The sequence below is a fragment of the Corallococcus silvisoli genome, from assembly GCF_009909145.1.
Taxonomy (GTDB): Bacteria; Myxococcota; Myxococcia; order Myxococcales; family Myxococcaceae; genus Corallococcus; species Corallococcus silvisoli.
Genome location: NZ_JAAAPJ010000007.1, coordinates 533681 through 552190 on the forward strand (window position 1 = coordinate 533681; position 18510 = coordinate 552190).

Annotated in this window: 18 protein-coding genes and 1 tRNA gene; 10 read left to right on the forward strand and 9 right to left on the reverse strand. The window is 71.4% G+C overall.

Going from position 1 to position 18510, the window contains the following annotated elements:
- Nucleotides 1-85 precede the first annotated feature (85 nt).
- Nucleotides 86-709, reverse strand: a complete 624-nt coding sequence (locus tag GTY96_RS16515) for a nuclear transport factor 2 family protein (RefSeq protein ID WP_143904167.1) — start codon at nucleotides 707-709, stop codon at nucleotides 86-88.
- 256 nt (nucleotides 710-965) lie between these two features.
- On the opposite strand from GTY96_RS16515, the gene GTY96_RS16520 reads away from it, so the two are divergent.
- Together GTY96_RS16520 and GTY96_RS16525 are read left to right on the forward strand one after the other, a co-directional pair.
- Entirely contained in the window at nucleotides 966-2012 is a 1047-nt protein-coding gene (locus GTY96_RS16520) for an ABC transporter ATP-binding protein (RefSeq protein ID WP_161665215.1), read from the forward strand.
- A gap of 77 nt (nucleotides 2013-2089) precedes the next feature.
- The gene (locus tag GTY96_RS16525; protein WP_143904171.1) at nucleotides 2090-2404 is read left to right on the forward strand and encodes a YkvA family protein; all 315 of its coding nucleotides are present in this window, start codon (nucleotides 2090-2092) and stop codon (nucleotides 2402-2404) included.
- Nucleotides 2405-2407: 3 nt separating this feature from the next.
- Here GTY96_RS16525 and GTY96_RS16530 read toward each other — a convergent pair whose 3' ends face one another.
- From GTY96_RS16530 to GTY96_RS16545, 4 genes are all read right to left on the reverse strand, one after another.
- Nucleotides 2408-3040, reverse strand: a complete 633-nt coding sequence (locus tag GTY96_RS16530) for a phospholipid scramblase-related protein (protein WP_143904173.1) — start codon at nucleotides 3038-3040, stop codon at nucleotides 2408-2410.
- Nucleotides 3041-3084: 44 nt separating this feature from the next.
- A complete protein-coding gene (locus GTY96_RS16535; protein WP_143904176.1) occupies nucleotides 3085-4206 on the reverse strand; it encodes a hypothetical protein in 1122 nt (373 codons plus the stop codon).
- A gap of 92 nt (nucleotides 4207-4298) precedes the next feature.
- On the reverse strand, nucleotides 4299-7010 hold the full coding sequence (locus GTY96_RS16540) for a VIT domain-containing protein (protein WP_161665216.1): 2712 nt from the start codon (nucleotides 7008-7010) through the stop codon (nucleotides 4299-4301).
- On the reverse strand, nucleotides 7007-7489 hold the full coding sequence (locus tag GTY96_RS16545) for a helix-turn-helix domain-containing protein (protein ID WP_143904180.1): 483 nt from the start codon (nucleotides 7487-7489) through the stop codon (nucleotides 7007-7009). The genes GTY96_RS16540 and GTY96_RS16545 overlap by 4 nt, the downstream gene beginning before the upstream one ends.
- Nucleotides 7490-7606: 117 nt before the next feature.
- On the opposite strand from GTY96_RS16545, the gene GTY96_RS16550 reads away from it, so the two are divergent.
- Together GTY96_RS16550 and GTY96_RS16555 are read left to right on the forward strand one after the other, a co-directional pair.
- On the forward strand, nucleotides 7607-8086 hold the full coding sequence (locus GTY96_RS16550) for a DUF2721 domain-containing protein (protein WP_143904182.1): 480 nt from the start codon (nucleotides 7607-7609) through the stop codon (nucleotides 8084-8086).
- Between the two features lie 138 nt (nucleotides 8087-8224).
- Nucleotides 8225-8740 (forward strand): peptidylprolyl isomerase, encoded by a 516-nt coding sequence (locus GTY96_RS16555; RefSeq protein ID WP_143904184.1) that lies wholly within the window; start codon nucleotides 8225-8227, stop codon nucleotides 8738-8740.
- A 63-nt stretch (nucleotides 8741-8803) separates the two neighbouring features.
- Here GTY96_RS16555 and GTY96_RS16560 read toward each other — a convergent pair whose 3' ends face one another.
- Nucleotides 8804-9625 carry a slipin family protein gene (locus GTY96_RS16560; RefSeq protein ID WP_143904186.1) on the reverse strand — a complete coding sequence of 274 codons (822 nt, stop codon included), beginning with the start codon at nucleotides 9623-9625 and terminating at the stop codon, nucleotides 8804-8806.
- Nucleotides 9622-10983: an NfeD family protein gene (locus GTY96_RS16565; RefSeq protein ID WP_161665217.1), complete on the reverse strand. Its 1362-nt coding sequence runs from the start codon at nucleotides 10981-10983 to the stop codon at nucleotides 9622-9624. The genes GTY96_RS16560 and GTY96_RS16565 overlap by 4 nt, the downstream gene beginning before the upstream one ends.
- Nucleotides 10984-11215: 232 nt before the next feature.
- Here GTY96_RS16565 and GTY96_RS16570 point away from each other — a divergent pair, with 232 nt between their 5' ends.
- Nucleotides 11216-11434 (forward strand): hypothetical protein, encoded by a 219-nt coding sequence (locus GTY96_RS16570; RefSeq protein WP_143904190.1) that lies wholly within the window; start codon nucleotides 11216-11218, stop codon nucleotides 11432-11434.
- Nucleotides 11435-11444: 10 nt separating this feature from the next.
- Nucleotides 11445-13043, forward strand: coding sequence for an amidohydrolase (locus tag GTY96_RS16575; RefSeq protein ID WP_161665218.1), 1599 nt, complete (start codon nucleotides 11445-11447; stop codon nucleotides 13041-13043).
- 13 nt (nucleotides 13044-13056) lie between these two features.
- Here the strand turns inward: GTY96_RS16575 and nhaR are convergent, their stop codons facing one another.
- Nucleotides 13057-13956, reverse strand: a complete 900-nt coding sequence (gene nhaR / locus GTY96_RS16580) for a transcriptional activator NhaR (protein WP_143904194.1) — start codon at nucleotides 13954-13956, stop codon at nucleotides 13057-13059.
- Nucleotides 13957-14079: 123 nt separating this feature from the next.
- On the opposite strand from nhaR, the gene GTY96_RS16585 reads away from it, so the two are divergent.
- Nucleotides 14080-14880, forward strand: coding sequence for a sigma-70 family RNA polymerase sigma factor (locus tag GTY96_RS16585; RefSeq protein WP_161665219.1), 801 nt, complete (start codon nucleotides 14080-14082; stop codon nucleotides 14878-14880).
- Between the two features lie 88 nt (nucleotides 14881-14968).
- Nucleotides 14969-15041: transfer RNA gene (locus GTY96_RS16590), tRNA-Phe, on the forward strand.
- A 91-nt stretch (nucleotides 15042-15132) separates the two neighbouring features.
- Here GTY96_RS16590 and GTY96_RS16595 read toward each other — a convergent pair.
- Nucleotides 15133-15609 carry a hypothetical protein gene (locus GTY96_RS16595; protein WP_161665220.1) on the reverse strand — a complete coding sequence of 159 codons (477 nt, stop codon included), beginning with the start codon at nucleotides 15607-15609 and terminating at the stop codon, nucleotides 15133-15135.
- A gap of 381 nt (nucleotides 15610-15990) precedes the next feature.
- Here GTY96_RS16595 and GTY96_RS16600 point away from each other — a divergent pair, with 381 nt between their 5' ends.
- Both GTY96_RS16600 and GTY96_RS16605 read left to right on the forward strand, forming a co-directional pair.
- The gene (locus GTY96_RS16600; protein WP_161665221.1) at nucleotides 15991-17865 is read left to right on the forward strand and encodes a WD40/YVTN/BNR-like repeat-containing protein; all 1875 of its coding nucleotides are present in this window, start codon (nucleotides 15991-15993) and stop codon (nucleotides 17863-17865) included.
- Nucleotides 17866-17894: 29 nt separating this feature from the next.
- Nucleotides 17895-18437, forward strand: coding sequence for a hypothetical protein (locus GTY96_RS16605; RefSeq protein ID WP_161665222.1), 543 nt, complete (start codon nucleotides 17895-17897; stop codon nucleotides 18435-18437).
- Nucleotides 18438-18510 lie beyond the last annotated feature (73 nt).

Genomic DNA, 18510 nt, shown 5'->3' on the forward strand with positions numbered 1-18510 from the left:
CGTCCCGGGAGTGGAAGCACGGAGGGCCGGACGCGGGGCGCGAGATGCGCTCCGGGTGCCGGCCCTTCGCGTTGGCGGGCGCGGGCTACTTCTGGCTGACGTCCTTGGGCACCTTGAGGCCCGCGGTGGCCTCGTCCAGCCAGAAGATGCTCATCACCCACCAGCGCTGGCCGTCGTTGAAGAGCTGGATGCTGTTGGCGCCCTTGGCGATGAGCGGCCCGTCCTGCGTGCCGCGCGCTTCATAGGTGCTCATCACCTCGACGAGCGCGCCGAAGGCATGGGTCTTGCGCGCGGTCTCCTTCTCGAAGAAGCCGTGCGTGGCGGTGGCCTGCTGGCCCCACGTCACGTAGTCGTCCGGGGTGATGGGGCGTGCGACGAGCGTGGTCGCGCCCGGGGGCTTCACGAGCGGGATCAGCTGGGCGCCCGGGTAGAAGAGGGAGCGGAAGCGCTGCCAGTCGCGGGGTGCGCCCGCGGGCCCGCTGATGACGTCGTAGAGGGCCTTGAGGATGGCGTCCTGGGACTTCACGTCCTCGGGCTTCGCGGGGGGCAGCTGGGCGAGGGCGGCCTGGGTGCGGTCGGCGGCGGCCTTCAGCGGGTGGGGCTTCTCCTCGGGGGCGGCGGCCTGGGGCGGTGACGCCGGGGCGCTGGGGGCCTGGGCGAAGGACGGGATTGCCAGCAGGACCGCGCAGGCGATGAGCAGGCGTGACATGGGGACTCCTGGGTGCAAGGCGGAAGCGGGACGGGAGCCTAGCCGTATGGCGGAGGGACCGCGGCCGCTTGGGGGGAATGGGCTCGCGAGATGCGCCGAGACAGGCCGTGGGCGGCCATGGCCGGGGCCCCTGGACGTCGCCGTGCCCGGGCGCGGACGCCGGGCGAGGGCCGCTCGCGCCGGGCGTCTGGCAGTGCCCAGCCCTGGGACACGGTGCTTTGCCCGGCGGAGGCCGCACCGTAGTGTGCCCGCCGCCATGGCCCTGCTCACGCTCGACTCCCTCTCCCTGACGTATCCGGGCGCCGCCGCCCCCGCGGTGCGGGACGTGTCGCTGGCGCTGGAGCCGGGAGACGCGGTGGCGCTGATGGGCTCCTCCGGCTCCGGCAAGTCCGCGCTGCTGCGGCTGGTCGCCGGCCTGGAGCGGCCGTCCTCCGGCACGGTCACGCTCGCGGGCCGGGTGCTCGCGGGGCCGGACGCCTTCGTCCCCCCGGAGCAGCGTCCCCTGCGCCGCGTGCTCCACGACGCCGAGCTCGAGTCGGGCCTCACCGTGCGGGACGTGGTGCTGGACGCGCAGCCGAAGGGCGAGGGCCTGGCGCACGCGCGAGGCATGCTGGCGCTCTTCCAGCTCGAAGAGGTGGAGCAGCGCCTCTGTGGGACGCTCTCCCGGGGCCAGCGGCAGCGCGTGCTGCTGGCCCGGGCGCTGGCCTCCGGGGCGAAGCTGCTGGTGCTGGATGAGCCCTTCGCGGGCATGGACGCCGGGCTGCGCGCCGCGCTGCTCGGGGAGTGGCGCCGCGTGCTCAAGGCGCGCGGCACCGCGGTGCTCTTCGCCACGCACGACGTGGGCGAAGCGCTGGCCTTCGCGGACCGGCTGGTGCTGCTGCGCGCGGGCACCGTGGAGCAGCAGGGGGCCCCCGAGTCTGTCTACGAAGCACCGCGCACCGCCTTCGCCGCGTACTTCCTGGGCGGCACCAACCTGCTCCCCGGCTCCGCCTTCGGCCGCGTCGCGCGCACCTCGCTGGGGAACGTGCCGCTGAACGCCGAGGCCCGCGGCCAGGTGATGCTCTCCCTGCGCCCGGAAGCCCTGCGCCTGCTCCCGGACACGGACGGCGTGGCGGTGGGAGGCGCGCTGCGCGCCGAGGTGCTGGAGCGCGCCTTCCGGGGCGCGCACGTGGACTTCACCGTGTCCTGCGCGGGCATGGCCCTGGTGGTGCGCGCCGCCCCGTCCTCCCCGCTGCGCGAGGGCAGCCGCGCCCGCCTGGAGGTGGCCGGGCGCGCGGAGGTGCTGGAGGAGACAGTCGGCTAGCCTGCTCGCACACCCTGCGTGCGAGCGGTGGGCACGGAAGGTGCAATCATCCGCGTCCCCCATGCGTAGGGAGGGGTATGAACATCGCAGGCCTTCGAGGGATGGGCGTCCGCTTCTTCCAGTACGTGCGCGACCCCCGGGTGGCGACGTGGCGGAAGCTGTCCGGGCTGCTGGCCGTCCTGTACTTCCTGTCGCCCGTGGACGCGATCCCGGACTTCATCCCGGTGTTCGGCTGGTTGGACGACCTGGGCGTGCTGTCGGCGGCGGCCTTCTTCATGGTGCGCGAGGTGCAGCGCTGGCGTCCCGCCTCGCCGTCCGAGGAGACGTTCGACGGCCTGCCGCGCGACGAAGCGGGGCGGCCGCGCGTGCCCACGCTGCACCGCGACAGCTAGCCGTCAGCCGCCGTTGTTGTCCTCGAAGTGCACGAAGTCGATGAGGAACGTGGCGGCCACCACCAGCGTCCGCAGGTGCGGGTCGCGCAGGCCGTTGAACTGGACGCCGAAGTTGTCCGCGTCCGTGAACAGCTCCTTGCCGAAGCCGCTCCACTTCTTGGCGATGGTGCCCACCTCGCGGCCCTGCTGCTCCACGTTGAACGTCCACGGCTTGAAGAACGGCCCGCTCAGCTGGGCCAGCTCTTCGTCGCGGGGCCCCAGCACGTCGTAGGCGCGGGTGAAGAAGCGGAAGCGCTGCTGGATGGCGCCCAGGTGCCGCCCCTCGCCGTCCTCCACCTCCATCCGGGACAGCCAGAAGCGCCACGGACGGCGCAGCCGCAGCAGCGTCTCTCCGCGCGCGGACTTCAGCTCCATGGTGAAGGGCCGCTTCGCCTTGAGGAGGTTGCGCAGCAGGAACAGCCCGATGCCGCCGCCCACCTCGCCCGCGAAGAAGAGCGGGCGCCCGTCGTCCCCCACCACCTCGTAGCGGTTGCGGCCCTCGAAGCCGGTGAGGATCTCCCCCCACTCCTTCACCTGCCGCACGCGCAGCGCGTGCGCATCACGCAAGAGAATCAAGGCCTGGGACTCGACGGACATGGGCGGGGCTCCGGGACGGCGGAAGGAAGCAGGAGGGCAGCAGTCTAGAACCGTCCGAGCATCGCGAGGCCCATTCCTCCGTGGCGCCCCAGCGCCGCCGGGATGACGGACACGGCCGGGGCGTCGTCCGGCGCATCGAAGTCGCGCGTGAGGAAGAGGGTCGTCCCCAGGCCGGCCACCGCGCCCACGGCGGTGCCCACCAGGATGGCATCCCCGTGGTTGTCGCCCAGCACCAGGAACATGGCGCTCAGGCCCACGAGGCCCCCCAGGATGCCGCCCGCGTCGACGAGCAGCACCCGGCCCCGGGAGATGTCCAGGTCGCGCGACAGCAGCGCGAAGGTAATCAGGCCCGCGCCCACCACGCCCTGCTCGATGCCGAAGAACGCGCGCGTGTCGTTGCTGTCCTGCGTGGCCATCAGCAGCGCCGCCACCACGCCCGCCCACAGGCCGCCGGAGTTCGCCATCGACACCTGTCCGGCGGTGGGATGCGCGAACTCCGCCACCAGGATGCCCAGGCCCGTGAAGCCCAGCGCCCCCACCATCACCGCCCTCGTGGCGGCGTCGCTCTCCAGCTCGAACGAGCCGATGGACGCAAGGCCAAAGCCGAAGCCCCACACCGTGCCGGAGTTGATGGCCGCCGCCTGTCCCAGCGTCAGCCCGCCCCGGGTGAGGAGCAGCGAGGCCGCCGCGCCCGCGCTGCCGCCCAGCAGTGACATCCCCACGAACGCGCGCGTGTCCACGCAGTGGGCGATGGAGCACAGCAGGATGCCCTGGGTGACGCCGTGAAGCGTCTGCACGATGGTCAGCGACGCCCGGGCCCCCCGCGAGGTGCCTTCTTTCGACGACACCGGCGACGACGCCGGCCGCGCCAGCGTGTCCTGCGCCAGCCGGGCACCCGGCTCCAGCCGCGTCCGCGCCAGCCGCGCCAGCTCCGGCGCGTACGGATGCTGGGGACACACCTCCAGCACGTGCTCCAGTGCCTTCACCGCCCGCGCATCCTCTCCGCGCACCAGCGCGTCGAACCCCGCCGCGTAGTCGGACTCGGCGGCGCACGCCTCCGGAACCTCCACGAGTGGGGGGACGGACATGGGCGCCGCGCCCGCTGGCGGAGGCGTGCCCGGCTGCGCGGCGACGAAGAGGGTCAGGATGAAGGGCGCGAGGAGCATGGCGTCGTCACCCTAGCCGAGCCCCGGGAGAAGCCGGGAGCCCGGCCCCGCTGCTTCGCGAAGGCCGGGTCACGGGTGACGAGCGGCATGGCCTACCGCGTCGCCAGCGTCTCCACGTGCTGGCGGAGCGCGGCCGCGTCCCCCAGCCGCCCCCCCAGGCCCGGGAGGGGCTTCGCGGCCTGCTCGATGCGGCCCCGGGTGCGCGGGCCCGCCACCAGCCACGCGACGCCCAGCGCCAGCTCCGCGACGTCCGGCGCATGGCTGAGCTGCGCGGCCAGCGCCAGCAGCGCGTCCACGGCCTTCTTCACCTGCGCGCCGTGCAGCGGGTGGTTGCTGGTGATGCCTTCGCGCAGCAGCGCCAGCAGCGCGCGCGCGGTGGCGCGGGCCTGGCGCACGGGCTCCGGGTCCGTGCCCCCTCCAGCCCACAGGCCGTTCGCGAGCTGCTGGCCCAGCAGGCTGCCCACGTCCTCGGTGGCCCCCGGGGCATCCGCCAGGGCGGGCAGTGGCGCGGCTTCCTCCTGCTCGTAGAGCGTCTCGGCCTTGTCCTTCTGGGCGTGCATCTCCTGCGCTGGCGCGGGCGGCGCCATCGATGCCTTCCGCGGCTTCGCGGCGGACATCAGCCGGTCCATGAACCCGCCCTTCTTCTTCGCGGACTCCTGCTCCTTCGGGGCGGTCCAGGGGCCGGCGGCCACGACGGCGTCCGCCTCATCCGCATGGAAGGACGACCCGGTGGTGGGCTCCGGTCCCAGCTCGGGCGCGGGGGCGGATATTCTCGCAGGGGGGGGCGGCGCTGCGGCGCCCCTCGAGCGGCTGACCGACATGGGGGCCACGGCGCTGGGGCTGGGCGCCGCAGCCGCGGGGGGCAGACCGCCGGGGGCGGGCATCCGATTCCTTCCGTAGCCTCCGGCATCCCTCTTCTCGAACCCGCCTGGCGCGAACTCATCGTCGTCCGTCGCGGGCACACCCTGGCCAGACAGACTCCAGCCCGCGGGCGCGCTCACCGGCACCACGCGCGTCTCCGGCGTGCCCGACGCGCGGCGCTCACCCTGGCGCTCCTCCACCACCACGAAGGACGTGTACTTCGTCGCCAGCTGGTGCTCGATGGCGAGCCGCACGATGCGCTCCTTCATCGCCTCCGCGCGCCGGCCCACGAGGCCCGCGTCCATCCAGCCCCGGATGCGCTCGGCGGCCCACAACTTCTCCACCACCGGCCGGTCCGACAGCGCGGGCAGCTCCAGCCGCACCGTGAGGGAGAAGGGCTCGCGGCCCGATTTTCCCTTCAGCGTCATGCTGCCCGTGCCCCCTTGCGCATAGCGCCCGAAGAGCGTCCAGGGCGTGCCATCCACCAGGGGCGGCAGCGTGGCGGGAGCCAGCTCACTGGCCTCCACGCCGTCGAAGCGCACCTCCAGGTCGGTGACGCGCGGCGCGAGCGCCCGGGAGAACTGCGCCACCACCTTCTCGTCGATGCGCTCTCCCGGATGGATGAACTCCACCGCTCCGTCCGTGCGCCGCGCCAGGTCGCGCAGCAGCGCGTCGCTCACGTTGGTGCCGATGCCGAAGGAGAACACCCGCCCCGCCCCGCGCGCGGCGAGCACCGCCTCGAGGATCTCCGACTCGTTGCCCACCTGTCCGTCCGTCAGCAGCACCACCACGCCGTCCGGCGCGGCCCGCATCGCGGTGACGAGCGGCTCCAGCAGCTCCGTGCCGCCGTAGGCGCGCAGCCTCGCGACCCACGCATCCGCCTGCTCCAGCGTGCGCTGGGTGAAGGGCACCGGCGCCGGAGAGAAGCTCTGGAAGGAGTCCGAGAAGGCGATGACGTTGAAGCGGTCGCCTTCGCGCAGGTGGCGCAGGCACAGCCGGAGCGCGGCCTGGGCCTGGGGCAGGCTCTCCCCGGCCATGGAGCCGGAGGTGTCCACGACGAACACCACCTCCTGCCGGGGCGGCGCCGCGGCCAGGTTGAGCAGGTCCGGCACCACCGTGAGCGCGAAGGTGCCCGGCCCGTCCCCATTGCGGTGGGTGACGACGGGCGTGAGCATCACGTCCGGGTTGGCGTTGCGCAGCGTGAGCACCACGTCCCGGTCCAGCGCCACCTCGTCGGAGCCCAGCTTCCCGTGCGAGGAGTCGCGCTGGAGGCTCACCCGCGTCCGCGTCCCATCCCGCGCGACGGTGAGCCGGTGGGACGGGCTCTCCACCACCACCTCCCGGCCCACGTCGATGAGCAGGTTCATGCGCAGCCCGTAGTCCACGTGGGGGGCCTCGGGCGGGGAGATGCGGTCCGCGTCTGGCACCCGCGTCGTCGGGGTCGCGAAGCCATGGGAGGTGCGGTCGCCGCGCGCCGTGCCGGGGATGTACCGGGGCGCCACCAGCGTGGGCAGCATCCAGCGCACGCTGCCCTCCTCCGCGGTGAGCGTCTGGAGGAACTCCACCTCCACCAGCGTCTCCTCTCCCGGCAGCAGGTTGCCCACCTGCGCGGTGAAGACGTTGGCGCGCTCCTGGTCCAGCAGCGCCGCGCCGTGGCCCTGGGTGATGGCGTCGTCGTAGGCGCGGAAGGCCTCCTCGCGCTCCTTCACCACGCCCGCCACGCGGCGGCCCGCGCACGTCATGGAGAAGGCGCTGAGCGTCGCGTCCGAGGGCAGCGGGAAGATGTAGACGGCCTCCACCGGCTTCTTCTCGTCGTTGCGGTAGCGCTGCGTCACGCGCACCCGCGCATGCCCCCCGAGCAGCTCACCGGAGACTTCCACCCCTTGGAGGGGCACCTGGGCCCCGTCGCGCGTGAACAGCCCACACTTCGCCTGCTCGTTCATGACTGCGTTCCTTCCTCGGACTCCTGAATGAGGGCGCGCACCCGCTCCGCCAGCGCCCGGACCTTCGCTTCCGCCTGCTCCGACACGTGCAATTCCAACCCCGGCGCCAGGAGCCAGCGCTGGTAACGCGCCACCTCCACCGTCGGGTCTTTGCCCGGGCGCCGCGGGGGCGGCGGGGGCGGTGCTTCCGGCAGCGTCACGGGCCCCACGGGCGTCTCCGCCAGCCGGAGCAGCTCCTCCGGCGACAGCCGCTGGAGCTCCACCTGGATGGCGTCCAGCGGCATGAACCGCGCCTGGAGCACCCGGATGGCCTTGAGCCGCACCCGGTGCTCCTCGCCGTACACGGTGTCCGGCCCCTTGAAGGGCGGCGCGGGCAGGAGGCCCCGCTGGACGTAGTAGCGGACCGTGCGCGCGGAGACCCCCACCTCCTCCGCCAACGCGGCCAGCTTCCATTCGGTCTGTGTCTTGGGCGTGCTCACGAACCTGACAGTAGGTCGTGACAGTTTTGGTGTCAAGATGCCGGTGTTGATTCGCCACTGCTGGTGTCGGGATGGACCGGGGTGGCGGCCGGGCGGGCGGTGGGTCAGAAGGAGGCCATGAACGTCGGCATGGCGGGGTTGGACCCTTCGTCCATCCAGCTCATCGGGACGGCGGTGACGCCCGCGGTGATGGTGTCCGGGTGCGGCATCCTGGCGACCGGGCTGGACAACCAGATTTCGCGCATCACCGCCCGCATGCGGGACATGGTCCGTGAATGGCGCACGCTGCCAGAGGGGCACGCGCGCCGGGCGCTCCTGCGCGAGGAGGTGGCCATCATGGACCGGCGCCACGCCATCCTCGCGCGGGCCATCGGCTTCACCTACGCGGCGCTCCTGGCCTTCGTGGTGACGTCGCTGCTGTACCTGCTGCGCCGCAGCGTCCCGGTGCCGGAGGAGCTGCCGGTGCTGTCCTTCTCCCTGGGCGTGGGCCTGCTGGGCTCCACGGCGGTGCTGGCGCTGGCCTCGCTGCGCCTGAGCCGCCGCGCCATCACGCTGGAGCGCGAGGACCTCTTCCGAGACGGCCCTCCCGGCGCCTGAATTTGTTCCGCAGCGCACGCGACGGTGCTAGCTGCTGCCTTCGAGACGCGCGGGTCTGGTAGGTCCCGGGGCCGCGCGCCGGATCTCGCGCTGATATCCAAAGCCTCTGGCTCAACCCACACCGTGGAGCACGTGAACATGGCAAACACCAAGGTCTTCTTCGACATGTCGATTGGTGGCCAGCCCGCCGGCCGCATCGTGATGGAGCTGTTCTCCGACGACGTTCCCAAGACCGCCGAGAACTTCCGCGCCCTGTGCACGGGCGAGAAGGGCATTGGCCGCAGCGGCAAGCCGCTGCACTACAAGGGCTCGTCCTTCCACCGCGTCATCCCGCAGTTCATGTGCCAGGGCGGCGACTTCACCGCCGGCAACGGCACGGGCGGCGAGTCCATCTACGGTGAGAAGTTCGCGGACGAGAACTTCAAGCACAAGCACACCGGCGAGGGCTTCCTGTCCATGGCGAACGCGGGCCGCAACACCAACGGCTCGCAGTTCTTCCTCACCACCATTCCGACGCCGTGGCTCGACGGCAAGCACGTCGTCTTCGGCAAGGTCGTCGAAGGCATGGACGTGGTGAAGAAGATCGAGGGCGTGGGCAGCCAGTCCGGCGCGACGCGCCAGCCCGTGAAGATCGAGGACAGCGGCCAGCTGTAATCCCGCCGCCCGCTTCACCCAGGAGGTCCACCCACGCACCCGCGCGGGTGGACCTTCGTCGTTTCAGGAGAGGCCGTGGGACGCGTCCTCGTCCTCCTCGTCGCGGGCCTCCTCCGGGCGGAAGGGCCGCGCGGGCACCGCGCCGAACGCGCGCAGCAGCTCCAGCGGGATGGGCAGGATGGTGTGGTTTCCGCCGCCGGTGATTTCGACCAGCGTCTGCAGGTAGCGCAGCTGGAGCGTGGCGGGGTTGCGGCTGAGCACGTCGGCGGCCTGGGCGAGCTTCTCGGCGGCCTGGTGTTCGCCCTCCGCGGCGATGATCTTCGCGCGGCGCTCGCGTTCGGCCTCGGCCTGCCGCGCGATGGCCCGCTGCATCTCCAGGGGCAGGTCGATGTGCTTCACCTCCACGTTGGAGACCTTGATGCCCCACGGGCCGGTGCGCGCGTCCAGCACCTGCTGGAGCTCATGGTTGATGCGCTCGCGCTGGGACAGCAAATCATCCAGCTCCACCTGGCCCAGGATGGCGCGCAGCGTGGTCTGGGCGATCTGGCTGGTGGCGTAGAGGTAGTCCTCCACCTGGAGCACGGCCCGGTCCGCCTGGATGACGCGGAAGTAGACGACGGCGTTGACCTTCACGCTGACGTTGTCCTTGGTGATGACGTCCTGCGGGGGCACGTCGCGCGCCACGGTGCGCAGGTCGATGATGACCATCCGTTCGATGAAGGGGATGAGCCAGCGGAAGCCCGCGCGCTTGAGGCCCACGAAGCGGCCCAGCCGGAACACGACGCCGTTCTGGTACTCGGTGACGATGCGCACGCCGGAGACGAAGAGGAGGAACAACAGGCCCAGCGGGATGATCAGCCCCAGGGCGCCGAACAGATTGTTCATGGCATCGCCTCCGCGACGGTGAGGGTGAGCCCCTCCACGGCGCGCACCACGACGCGGGCGCCCTCGTGGATGGGGGTGAAGGAGACGGCCCGCCAGCGCTCGCCGTGGACGAACACCTCGCCGCCCGTGGACGTGACGGGACCCAGCGCAGTGCCCGCCTCGCCGACGAGCCCCGCGTCTCCGCCCCGCTGCGGCAGCCCGCGCGTCTGGGCGCTGCGATACGCGAGGAAGGCCGCGGTCCCGGCGAGCACCAGGGCCGTGGGCAGCATCACGCCCCACGAAGGGCGGAAGGATGGATCCACGAACCAGCCGGGCTCGAAGCGGTCCACCAGGAACACGCCGCCCAGGAGCAACAGGCTCACGCCCGCCGCGCCCAGCAGACCGCTGGTGACGAAGAGCTCCGCGAGGATGAGCCCCACGCCCGCGAGCATCAACACCAGCGCCCCCGAGCGCACCGGCAGCGTGGAGGACGCCATCAAGGCGAGCACCAGCGCCACGATGCCCACGAGCCCCGGCGCCACCGCGCCCGGATGGGACAGCTCCGCCACCAACCCCAGCGCCGCGACCAGGAACAACAGGTAGACGAGGGACGGCTGCGCGAGCGCGTGCACCACCTGCTGGGCCACCCCCGGCTCGAGCGACACGACGCGGGCGTCGCGAGTGGCGAGCGTCACGGTGTCGCCGCCCGCCAGCTCCACGCGGCGGCCGTCGACGGCGGCGAGGAACGCGGCCTCGGTGGGCACGACGAACTCCACCACGTGAAGGGCCACGGCGCGGTCCGCGGGGATGCTGGCGCTGTCGCGCACGGCGATCGAGGCCCACTCCGCGTCCCGGCCCCGCTGACGGGCCAGTCCTTCCGCGAAGGCGACGGTGTCGTTCTCGATCTTCCGGGCGAGCTGCGTCCCCCCGGCCGCCTCCAGGTCCTCACCTCCCGGCCCCACCGGGTGCGCGGCGCCGATGTTCGTCCCGGGGGCCATCGCGCTCACGTTCGACGCGAGCGCGATGAACACGCCCGCGCTGCCGGCATGCGCGCCGGACGGGCCCACCCAGACGAGCACGGGGACGCGCGAGCCCAGGAACGCACGCACGACGGTGCGGGTGGCCTCCAGCTCGCCCCCAGGCGTGTCCAGCCGCACGAGCAGCGCCGTGGCGCCACTGGCCTCCGCGCGCTTCACGCAGTCCGCGAGGTAGGCGCCCGACCCGGCATCCACCACGCCCTCCAGCTCACACCGGGTGACGAGGGGCGCGGCGGGCGCGGGGGCGGCGGACGCGAGGAGGGAGCCTGCGAAGCACAGGGCCATGAGCCAGCCCCAGAGGACGTGAAGGCGAAAGCGCTTGCTGTCGACGTGCTCCCGCATGGCCACCGCATCCCCCGGGTGCGCGCCCCTCGCGCGCACGCGCTTGCACAACGGTGTGCATCGAACGTTCGGCTGACAGGGGGCCGAAGCCGGGGGCCTGGGGAGCGTGCGGGCAGGAAGGGCCTGGAGTCCCGCCTGTGCATCCAATGGTGGACGTTGAAGGGGATGCGCGTTGCGGGGGGAGGGCGCACCTCCCTAGGGTCGGTCTCACGCTGTGCTCCCAGGAGGTTTCATGCGCCGTGCCGTGCTGCTCATCGCTGCTCTGGGCCTGACCGCGGGAGCGGTGGCCTGCAAGACCACCCAGCCCGCCGGGACGGAGAACCAGGTCCCCATCCAGGGGCCGGACACGGTCCGCGAGCCCATCCAGAACGTGCCCGACGAGCCGAGCGGCCCCGCGGCCCCCATCGAAGCGCCGGGCGTGGATGGTGGCTTCCCCGAGGGAGGTGGGTAGGCTCCGCCGCATGACGGACGAGACCACGGTCTACAGGGCGGAGCGCGTGTGGACGCTGGATCCAGCACGTCCGCGCGCGTCCGCGTTGGCGGTGCGCGCCGGACGGCTGCTCGCGGTGGGGACGCTCGCGGAGGTGCGCGCCGTCGCTGGTTCGCGAGCGCGTGAAGTGGACCTGGGGCGGGCCACGGTGGTGCCCGGGCTGGTGGATGCGCACGCGCACCTGCACGGCCTGGGGCGGAGCCTGACCACGGTGCGCTTGGAGGATGCGCCCTCGGTGGAGGACGTCGTCCAGCGGTTGGCGAAGGCGCCCGCTTCGAGCTTCCAGGGAGACTGGCTGCTCGGAAAGGGGTGGGATCAGAACGCGTGGCCGGGCGCCGCGTTCCCTGGCCGCGCCGAGCTGGATGCGCGCTTCCCCACGACGCCGGTGTTCCTCACGCGGGTGGACCACCACGCGGCCTGGGTGAACGGCGAGGCGCTGCGCCGCGCGGGCATCACCCGGCACACGGAGGATCCGCGCGGAGGCCGCATCCTCCGGGATGCGAAGGGCGAACCCACCGGAGTCCTCGTGGACAACGCCATGGATCTGCTGGACGCCTTCATCCCCGCGCCCACGAGCGAACAGCTGGAGGGCCGGCTGCGAGCGGCGCTGGAGCGCTGCGCGCGGGTGGGGCTCACGGGCGTGCACGACGCGGGCATGGACCTGGGGGCGTTCCGGACGTTGCAGGCGTGGGACGCGGCGGGGACGCTGCCCCTGCGCGTGTATGCGATGGCCGCGGGGCAGGGCGAGGAGCGCCACGCCTACCTGGCGCAGGGGCCATGGCAGGGGCGGCACCTGTCGATGCGCGCGGTGAAGTTCCTGGCGGATGGCGCGCTGGGCAGCCGCGGCGCGGCGCTGCATGAGGATTACAGCGACGAGCCCGGCCAGCGCGGCCTGCTGCTCCTCGCGCCGGAAGAGCTCGAGGCCCGGGCCCAGGCCTTCATGGCCCGGGGCTTCCAGGTGTGCATCCATGCCATTGGAGACCGTGCCAATACATTGGTCGTGGACGTGCTCTTGCGCGGGGCGGAGCGGACGGGCACGCAGGCGCTGCGGCACCGCGTGGAGCACGCGCAGATCTTGCGGTGGGAGGACATCCAGAGGCTCGGCGCCGCGGGGCTGGTGGCCAGCGTGCAGCCCACGCACGCCACCAGCGACATGCGCTGGGCGGAGACGCGGCTGGGGCGCGAGCGGCTGAAGGGCGCGTATGCGTGGCGCGCGTTGAAGGACGCGGGCGCGCACCTGGCGCTGGGCAGTGACTTCCCCATCGAGAACCCGGACGTGCTCGCGGGGCTCTACGCGGCGCGCACGCGGCAGGATGCGAAGGGTTGGCCGGAGGGCGGCTGGCATCCCCAGGAGCGCCTGAGCGCGGCCGAGGCGCTGGAGGGCTTCACGGTGGGGCCCGCGTGGGCGTCCTTCGAGGAGGCGCGGCGCGGACGGCTGATGCCCGGCCTGGACGCGGACTTCGTCGCGCTGTCGGAGGACCCCGTGGAGGGGTCCGCGTCGGCGCTGGTGGACGCGCGCGTGCTGGCCACGGTGGTGGCGGGCGCGGAGGTGTTCCGGGCCGTGGCGTGAAGGCCCTGGAGCCTCACCCGCCGAAGATGTGCGAGCGCGCGGCCTCGGCGATGGCGACGACGGCGGGGTGGCGCAGGCGGCGCTCCACGGTGATGGCGTAGAAGCACTGCTCGATTTCGTCGGTGTGGCCGATGGCGGTGACGTCGAACTGCCGCTGCACCTCGGCGTCGATGATGGAGGGCATGGCGAAGATGCCGTGGCCCTTCTGGCCGAAGGCCTGGAGCAGCGCGCTGTCGTCGAAGTCGCCGGCGATGAGGGGCCGGACGCCGCGCCGTTCGAACCACAGGTCCAGCGAGCGGCGCACCGACGACTCCTCCGACGGCAGCAGCATGGGGGCACCATTCAGCGAGCGCGGGAAGTCCTTGCGCAGGTGCGCGAGCGGCTGGGCGGCGAAGAACGTCACCCCGCACTTGCCCAGCAGGTGGTTGAAGGAGCGGACGCTGACGGGCTCGGAGCCGGGCGCGTCCGCGAGCACCACGTCCAGCTCATGCAGCGCCAGCTGCGCGAGCAGCTGGGGCAGGGGGCTCTCACGGCAGATGATGCGCAGCGAGGGCCCCGCCTCCAGCGCGGGCTTGAGGAGCTGCTCGGCGACCAGCTTGGGGATGACATCCAGCACGCCCACGTTGAGGCGCAGCTGCTGTCCGGAGGGCAGGCCTGAGACGACGTTCTTCAGCTCATTGCCCAGGCGGAAGATCTCGTCCGCGTAGCGCATCACGGTGCGGCCCACGTCGGAGAGGACCAGCTTGCGGCCCTTGCGCTCGAAGAGCTGGTGGCCGAGCGACTCCTCCAGCAGCTTGATCTGCGCGCTGATGGTCGGCTGGGCGAGGTGCAGCTCCTCGCTCGCCCGGGCGATGCTGCCTGCCCGCGCAACCGTCCAGAAATACAGGAGATGGTGGTAGTTGAGCCAGGCCATGACTTAGGAATAACCGAAGGGTTCCATCCAAACTAGCTCATTTTATTAAGAGTGCCGCCCCCTTATTTCTATGCCCGTCACCGCGCGATGGGTGCGCGGAGGACTGATTGGGGAGGTGCGTTCATGGAAGCCATCTACGAAGAGCGCGTGTCCACGGTGGGGGGGATGGGGGCCGAGGTGGATTCGGCGGAAGTGGAACTGCGGGTGCGGGGGCACCTGCAGCTGGTCCGCCGGCTGGCCTGGAAGTACCGCTGGACGGGCCTGTCGCTGGAGGAGCTGATGGCGGAGGGCAACGTGGGCCTGGTGGAGGCGGCGCGCCGGTTCGAGGAGCGAGGGGTGCCGTTCGGCGCGTACGCGCAGCAGTGGATCCGCGCTCGCATCCGGGCCTACGTGTCGCGGACCTGGAGCGTGGCGGGCGGCCGGGCGCCCTGGATTGTCTTCCAGCTCCGGCGTGAGCGCGCGCGGCTGGAGGCCCGGTGGGGAGAGGGCCACCCCGAGGTGACGAAGCGTCTGGCGGAGGCGCTGGGCAAGCGGGAGGAGGAGGTGGCGCGGGGGACGGATGCGCTGGCGAAGGACGTGTCGTTGAACGCGCCGCTGGGGTGGGAGGGGGATGTGACGCGGCTGGACATGCTGGAGTCGGAGGAGGACTCGGTGGAGGAGCAGGCCGACCGGGGGATGTGGGCGCGGAAGCTGCACCAGAGCGTGGAAGAGGCCTGGCCGGAGCTGGACGCGCGGGAGCGGGCGCTGGTGAAGGAGCGGATGTTGGCGGAGGACGGGGTGAGCGCGGAGCTGCTGGCCCAGCGCTTCGGGGTGACGGCGGTGCGGATCCGGCAGATTGAGCAGGGGCTGCGTCAGAAGCTGCGCCAGCGGCTGACGGAGGGGTGCACGGCCTGGGACGGCGCGGCACCCAGGCTGGCGGCCTGAGCGGGGGGCGAGGGACGTGCGGAGGAAAGAGGTTGACGGCGGCGGCAAGTGACCGTAAATCGGCCCTGCCGTTCGCGGCGCGCGGTACGCCCAAGTAGCTCAGTCGGTAGAGCAGGGGACTGAAAATCCCCGTGTCGGTGGTTCGATTCCGCCCTTGGGCACACAGCAGCAGGGAAATTCGAGGGCGTCAGACTCCGGTCTGACGCCCTTTCTTTTTGCGCACGCTTCACCGGCTCCTGGCGGGATGGGTCATCACGGAGGGCTGATGCGCCCGGGAGCGCCGTTGGCTCCCGTCACGGTGTGGCAGGAGGCGCAGGCCCCGGTGCTCTGAGGGGTGTTCATGGCCCACTGGGTTCCACCGTGGGTGATGCGAGCGGTGTAGGGGAACGCGAAGTCCTTGGCGTCGTCGGACTTGATGAAGAAGTTGCCAGAGGCATTGGTCTTCAGCGTGTATGCCTTCTGATTCGCGTCGGTGATGACGACCTGGGCGCCTTCGAGCCCCGCGCAGTCGTCCGCCTCGTGCGCGGTGGCCTGGACGGTGCCCGCCACCACGAACATCGGCCCTTCTCCGTGCTCCTCGCCTCCGCCGTGCCCCGGCCCTTCGCCGGGCCCTGCGCCTTCGTCGTGCCCTGAATGACATTGGATGCAGTCGCCACCGGGGTGCATCAGGGCGGAGCCATGGTCGTCGCCGGTCCACTTCAGGCCGGTGGAGCACTCGGAGGTGCTCACGGCCTCCAGGCCTCCTTCACTGCACCCCGTGAAGAGGATTCCAAGTGCGAAACACAACAGGAGTCTCGGTTGAAGGCATTGGGGCATGAGGCACCTCTGGAGGGTGTGTGTCATTCCAGGTCCTCCAGTCTGGTCTGTCCATGCCGCGCGGCGCGGCGTTCCGCCCGGGTGGTTGGCAGTAAACGGGCTCGAAAGGAGTTGCCGCCGTGTCAGTTGTTTCGCGAACCAATGGGGCGCGGTCTCGGAACACGGTGAACAGGTGCTGGATGGCTTCGCGGATCTCGCTTCGGGTCATGGGCTTCATCCGGGAACCATGATGGAACGGTGAGGAATGCGGATGCGCTCGGAGGTGGATACTGCCTCCATTCCTGGAAGGTGGAGATGCGCGTCCGTCATTGGGGTGTCTGGGTCGTGTGCGGCTTGTCGCTGGGGTGCGCCACGCCGGGGCGTGTTGCCTCCTCGCCGGTATTCGCGGACCTGTCCGTCGAAGCGCTCGATGCCCGGCTCGGGGTGGTCGCGCCAGGGCCTGGAGGAGAATGGTGGGCCCTCGGGGTGGAGCCCTACAAGGTCTCCGAGGCGTCTGGTATCGAAGCCTATCGCAGCACCGATGAAGGCCGCTCCTGGCGGCCCGCGACGGAACTCTCCCAGGCATTGAATAGGGCACGGGCGGGAAACCACTCGAACGTCATCGACTTCCTGACCTGGTACACGCCCGAGGTGGGCCTCGTGGCGGGCCATCTCGGGCCGCGCATCTTCCGCACGACGGATGCTGGCAAGACATGGCACTCCGTCCCGCTGGTCGATAAGCAATGGATCTACACGTTGGCGCGCTCTGGCCCGCGGACCTGGATGTGTGGCTCCTCCGGACGCATCGTGCGTAGCGACGACCAGGGCGCGAGCTGGCAGGAACTGACCGCCACGCCCTTCAACGACAGGGACCGCTGCCGGGGGCTCTCCTTCGTCACGCCCGACCAGGGGTGGGCCGTGGGCACGATGGCCACGCTCTGGGCCACGGAGGATGGTGGCAACAGTTGGATGCCATTGGCGCCGCCTTCGCAGCCACCCCAGCGCTCCGACTTCGGAGACCATGAGTCCCCGCCGAAGCTGCACGATGTCCTGCGACTCACTCCGGAGCTGGGCTGGGTCCAGGGCTCCGGGGGGCTCTACAAGACAACCGATGGGGGCGGGACCTGGCAGGGGCCCGTTTCCGGAACCTCGTCGCTCCATGTCTCCTCCCTCAAGGATGGACGGCAGGTGCTGACCCAGACACCTCCGGACCTGCCGGTCGACCAGTGGGTCCCTTCCTTCGAACATGCCTGGGGATTCCTCGGGGATACCGTGGTGGCCCTTTCAGACAGGAGTGAACTCACGACCTTCATGGGAGGTCAGCCTCTCCGTCAGGGGCCGTTGCTCACGCGCGCTCAGGGGCGCGTCACCCGCCTGGATGGCTTCATCCAGCGAGGGTCTCGGCACTGGGTGGGATGGGTGAACTCCCAACTCATGGCCACCCATGATTCGGGCCACTCCTGGTTCCGGTTGGGCGAGACGGCCGGCAGACCCATCCATTCGCTGGTCGCGCTCGGGGGCGGGATCCTGCTCGCGGAGCTCTCCAGCGGCCAACTGCTGCGCTCATCGGATGATGGCCGCACCTGGAGTCCCGGTGAGGGGCTGGAGGACTACGATTTCGCGGTGGCCTCGGGACGCAAGCCTGGGACGAGAGCCCTCGCTCCCGGACAGCGGCGGGCGCCTCCTGAGAGCCCGCTGGCGTGCTTGCTTTCGACGCCCCACGCCGTGCTCCAGGTCGAGTTCGATACTCACGGGTGCTACGGAGGAACGACGAACACGTGGGAGCTGCGAGTCCGGAAGGAGGGGGCTTGGCTGAAGGGCGTCCGGCAGAGGGCCTTCCTGGAGGACGCCTATCGCGTGGATCAACGCCTGGACCGCGCAGTGGGGGAGCGGTTCCTGCGCGAGCTGGTGGACGCGGCGACCCGCTCCGAACAGGGGCCACCCTGCCAGTCGACCCTGGGGTTCGAGGTCCGGATGGCATGGTCCTGTGGTTCCGGTCTGTTCAAGACCTCCCGGCACGCGAGGTTCACGGGGGGCGCGTGCCTTCCCTGGCCAGTCTCCGACACAGGAACCCCTGAGCCGTACGCTCGCGCCGATGGCATCTTCCGTGCCGCCGAAGCGGTGCTGGAAGCGGCGGCGCCTGAACGCCAGACCGCCGTCCCGGGTGCACATCCGGGCGCGACGCGGTAGATGGGGGGACCCGGAGGAACATCAACGCAATGGACGCGAACGTGGTGGCGGAGCTGGAGAAGGCGGGCGTGAAGGTGGAGGACCCCATGCGCCTGTTCATCCCCGTGGAGCGGGACGAGCAGGGCCAGGTGAAGGGCGTGGGCGACGAGGTGCCCGTGCGCTTCGGTGACGTCACCGCCCACGTGCGCCTCCAGCCCGTGTCCGCGCTGTGGACCGGCAACAAGCAGCCGCCCGACTTCTCCCGGCCGCCCTTCCCCGACTACGAGCCGTTCTTCTTCCTCATCGAGGCCACGGCCGCCGGCTTCTGCCGCGACACCCGCCACGCGGAGGTCGACCAGGAGTTCTCCCAGCTGTACCGCCACCTCGCGCGCCGCCCGGACGGGCACCACAAGAACGCGCTCTTCTCCTATCTGCGCGCCGCCGCCCGCCTGTACCTGTCCCTGCGCGACGTCAGCCAGGCGGAGTTCGAGGCCGTCGCCCAGCGCCTCCACCAGTCCGCGCGCCTGCACGCCGCCCACGTCGGCAGCACGAACTACTTCCAGACCGTGCTGCGGCAGGTGCTGGGCGCCTAGGCCGTGTCTGATGGATGTGGGAGCGCCGGTTGTTGTCTCCGCAAGGAGGCAAGGCGAGATGATGCGCTACGAG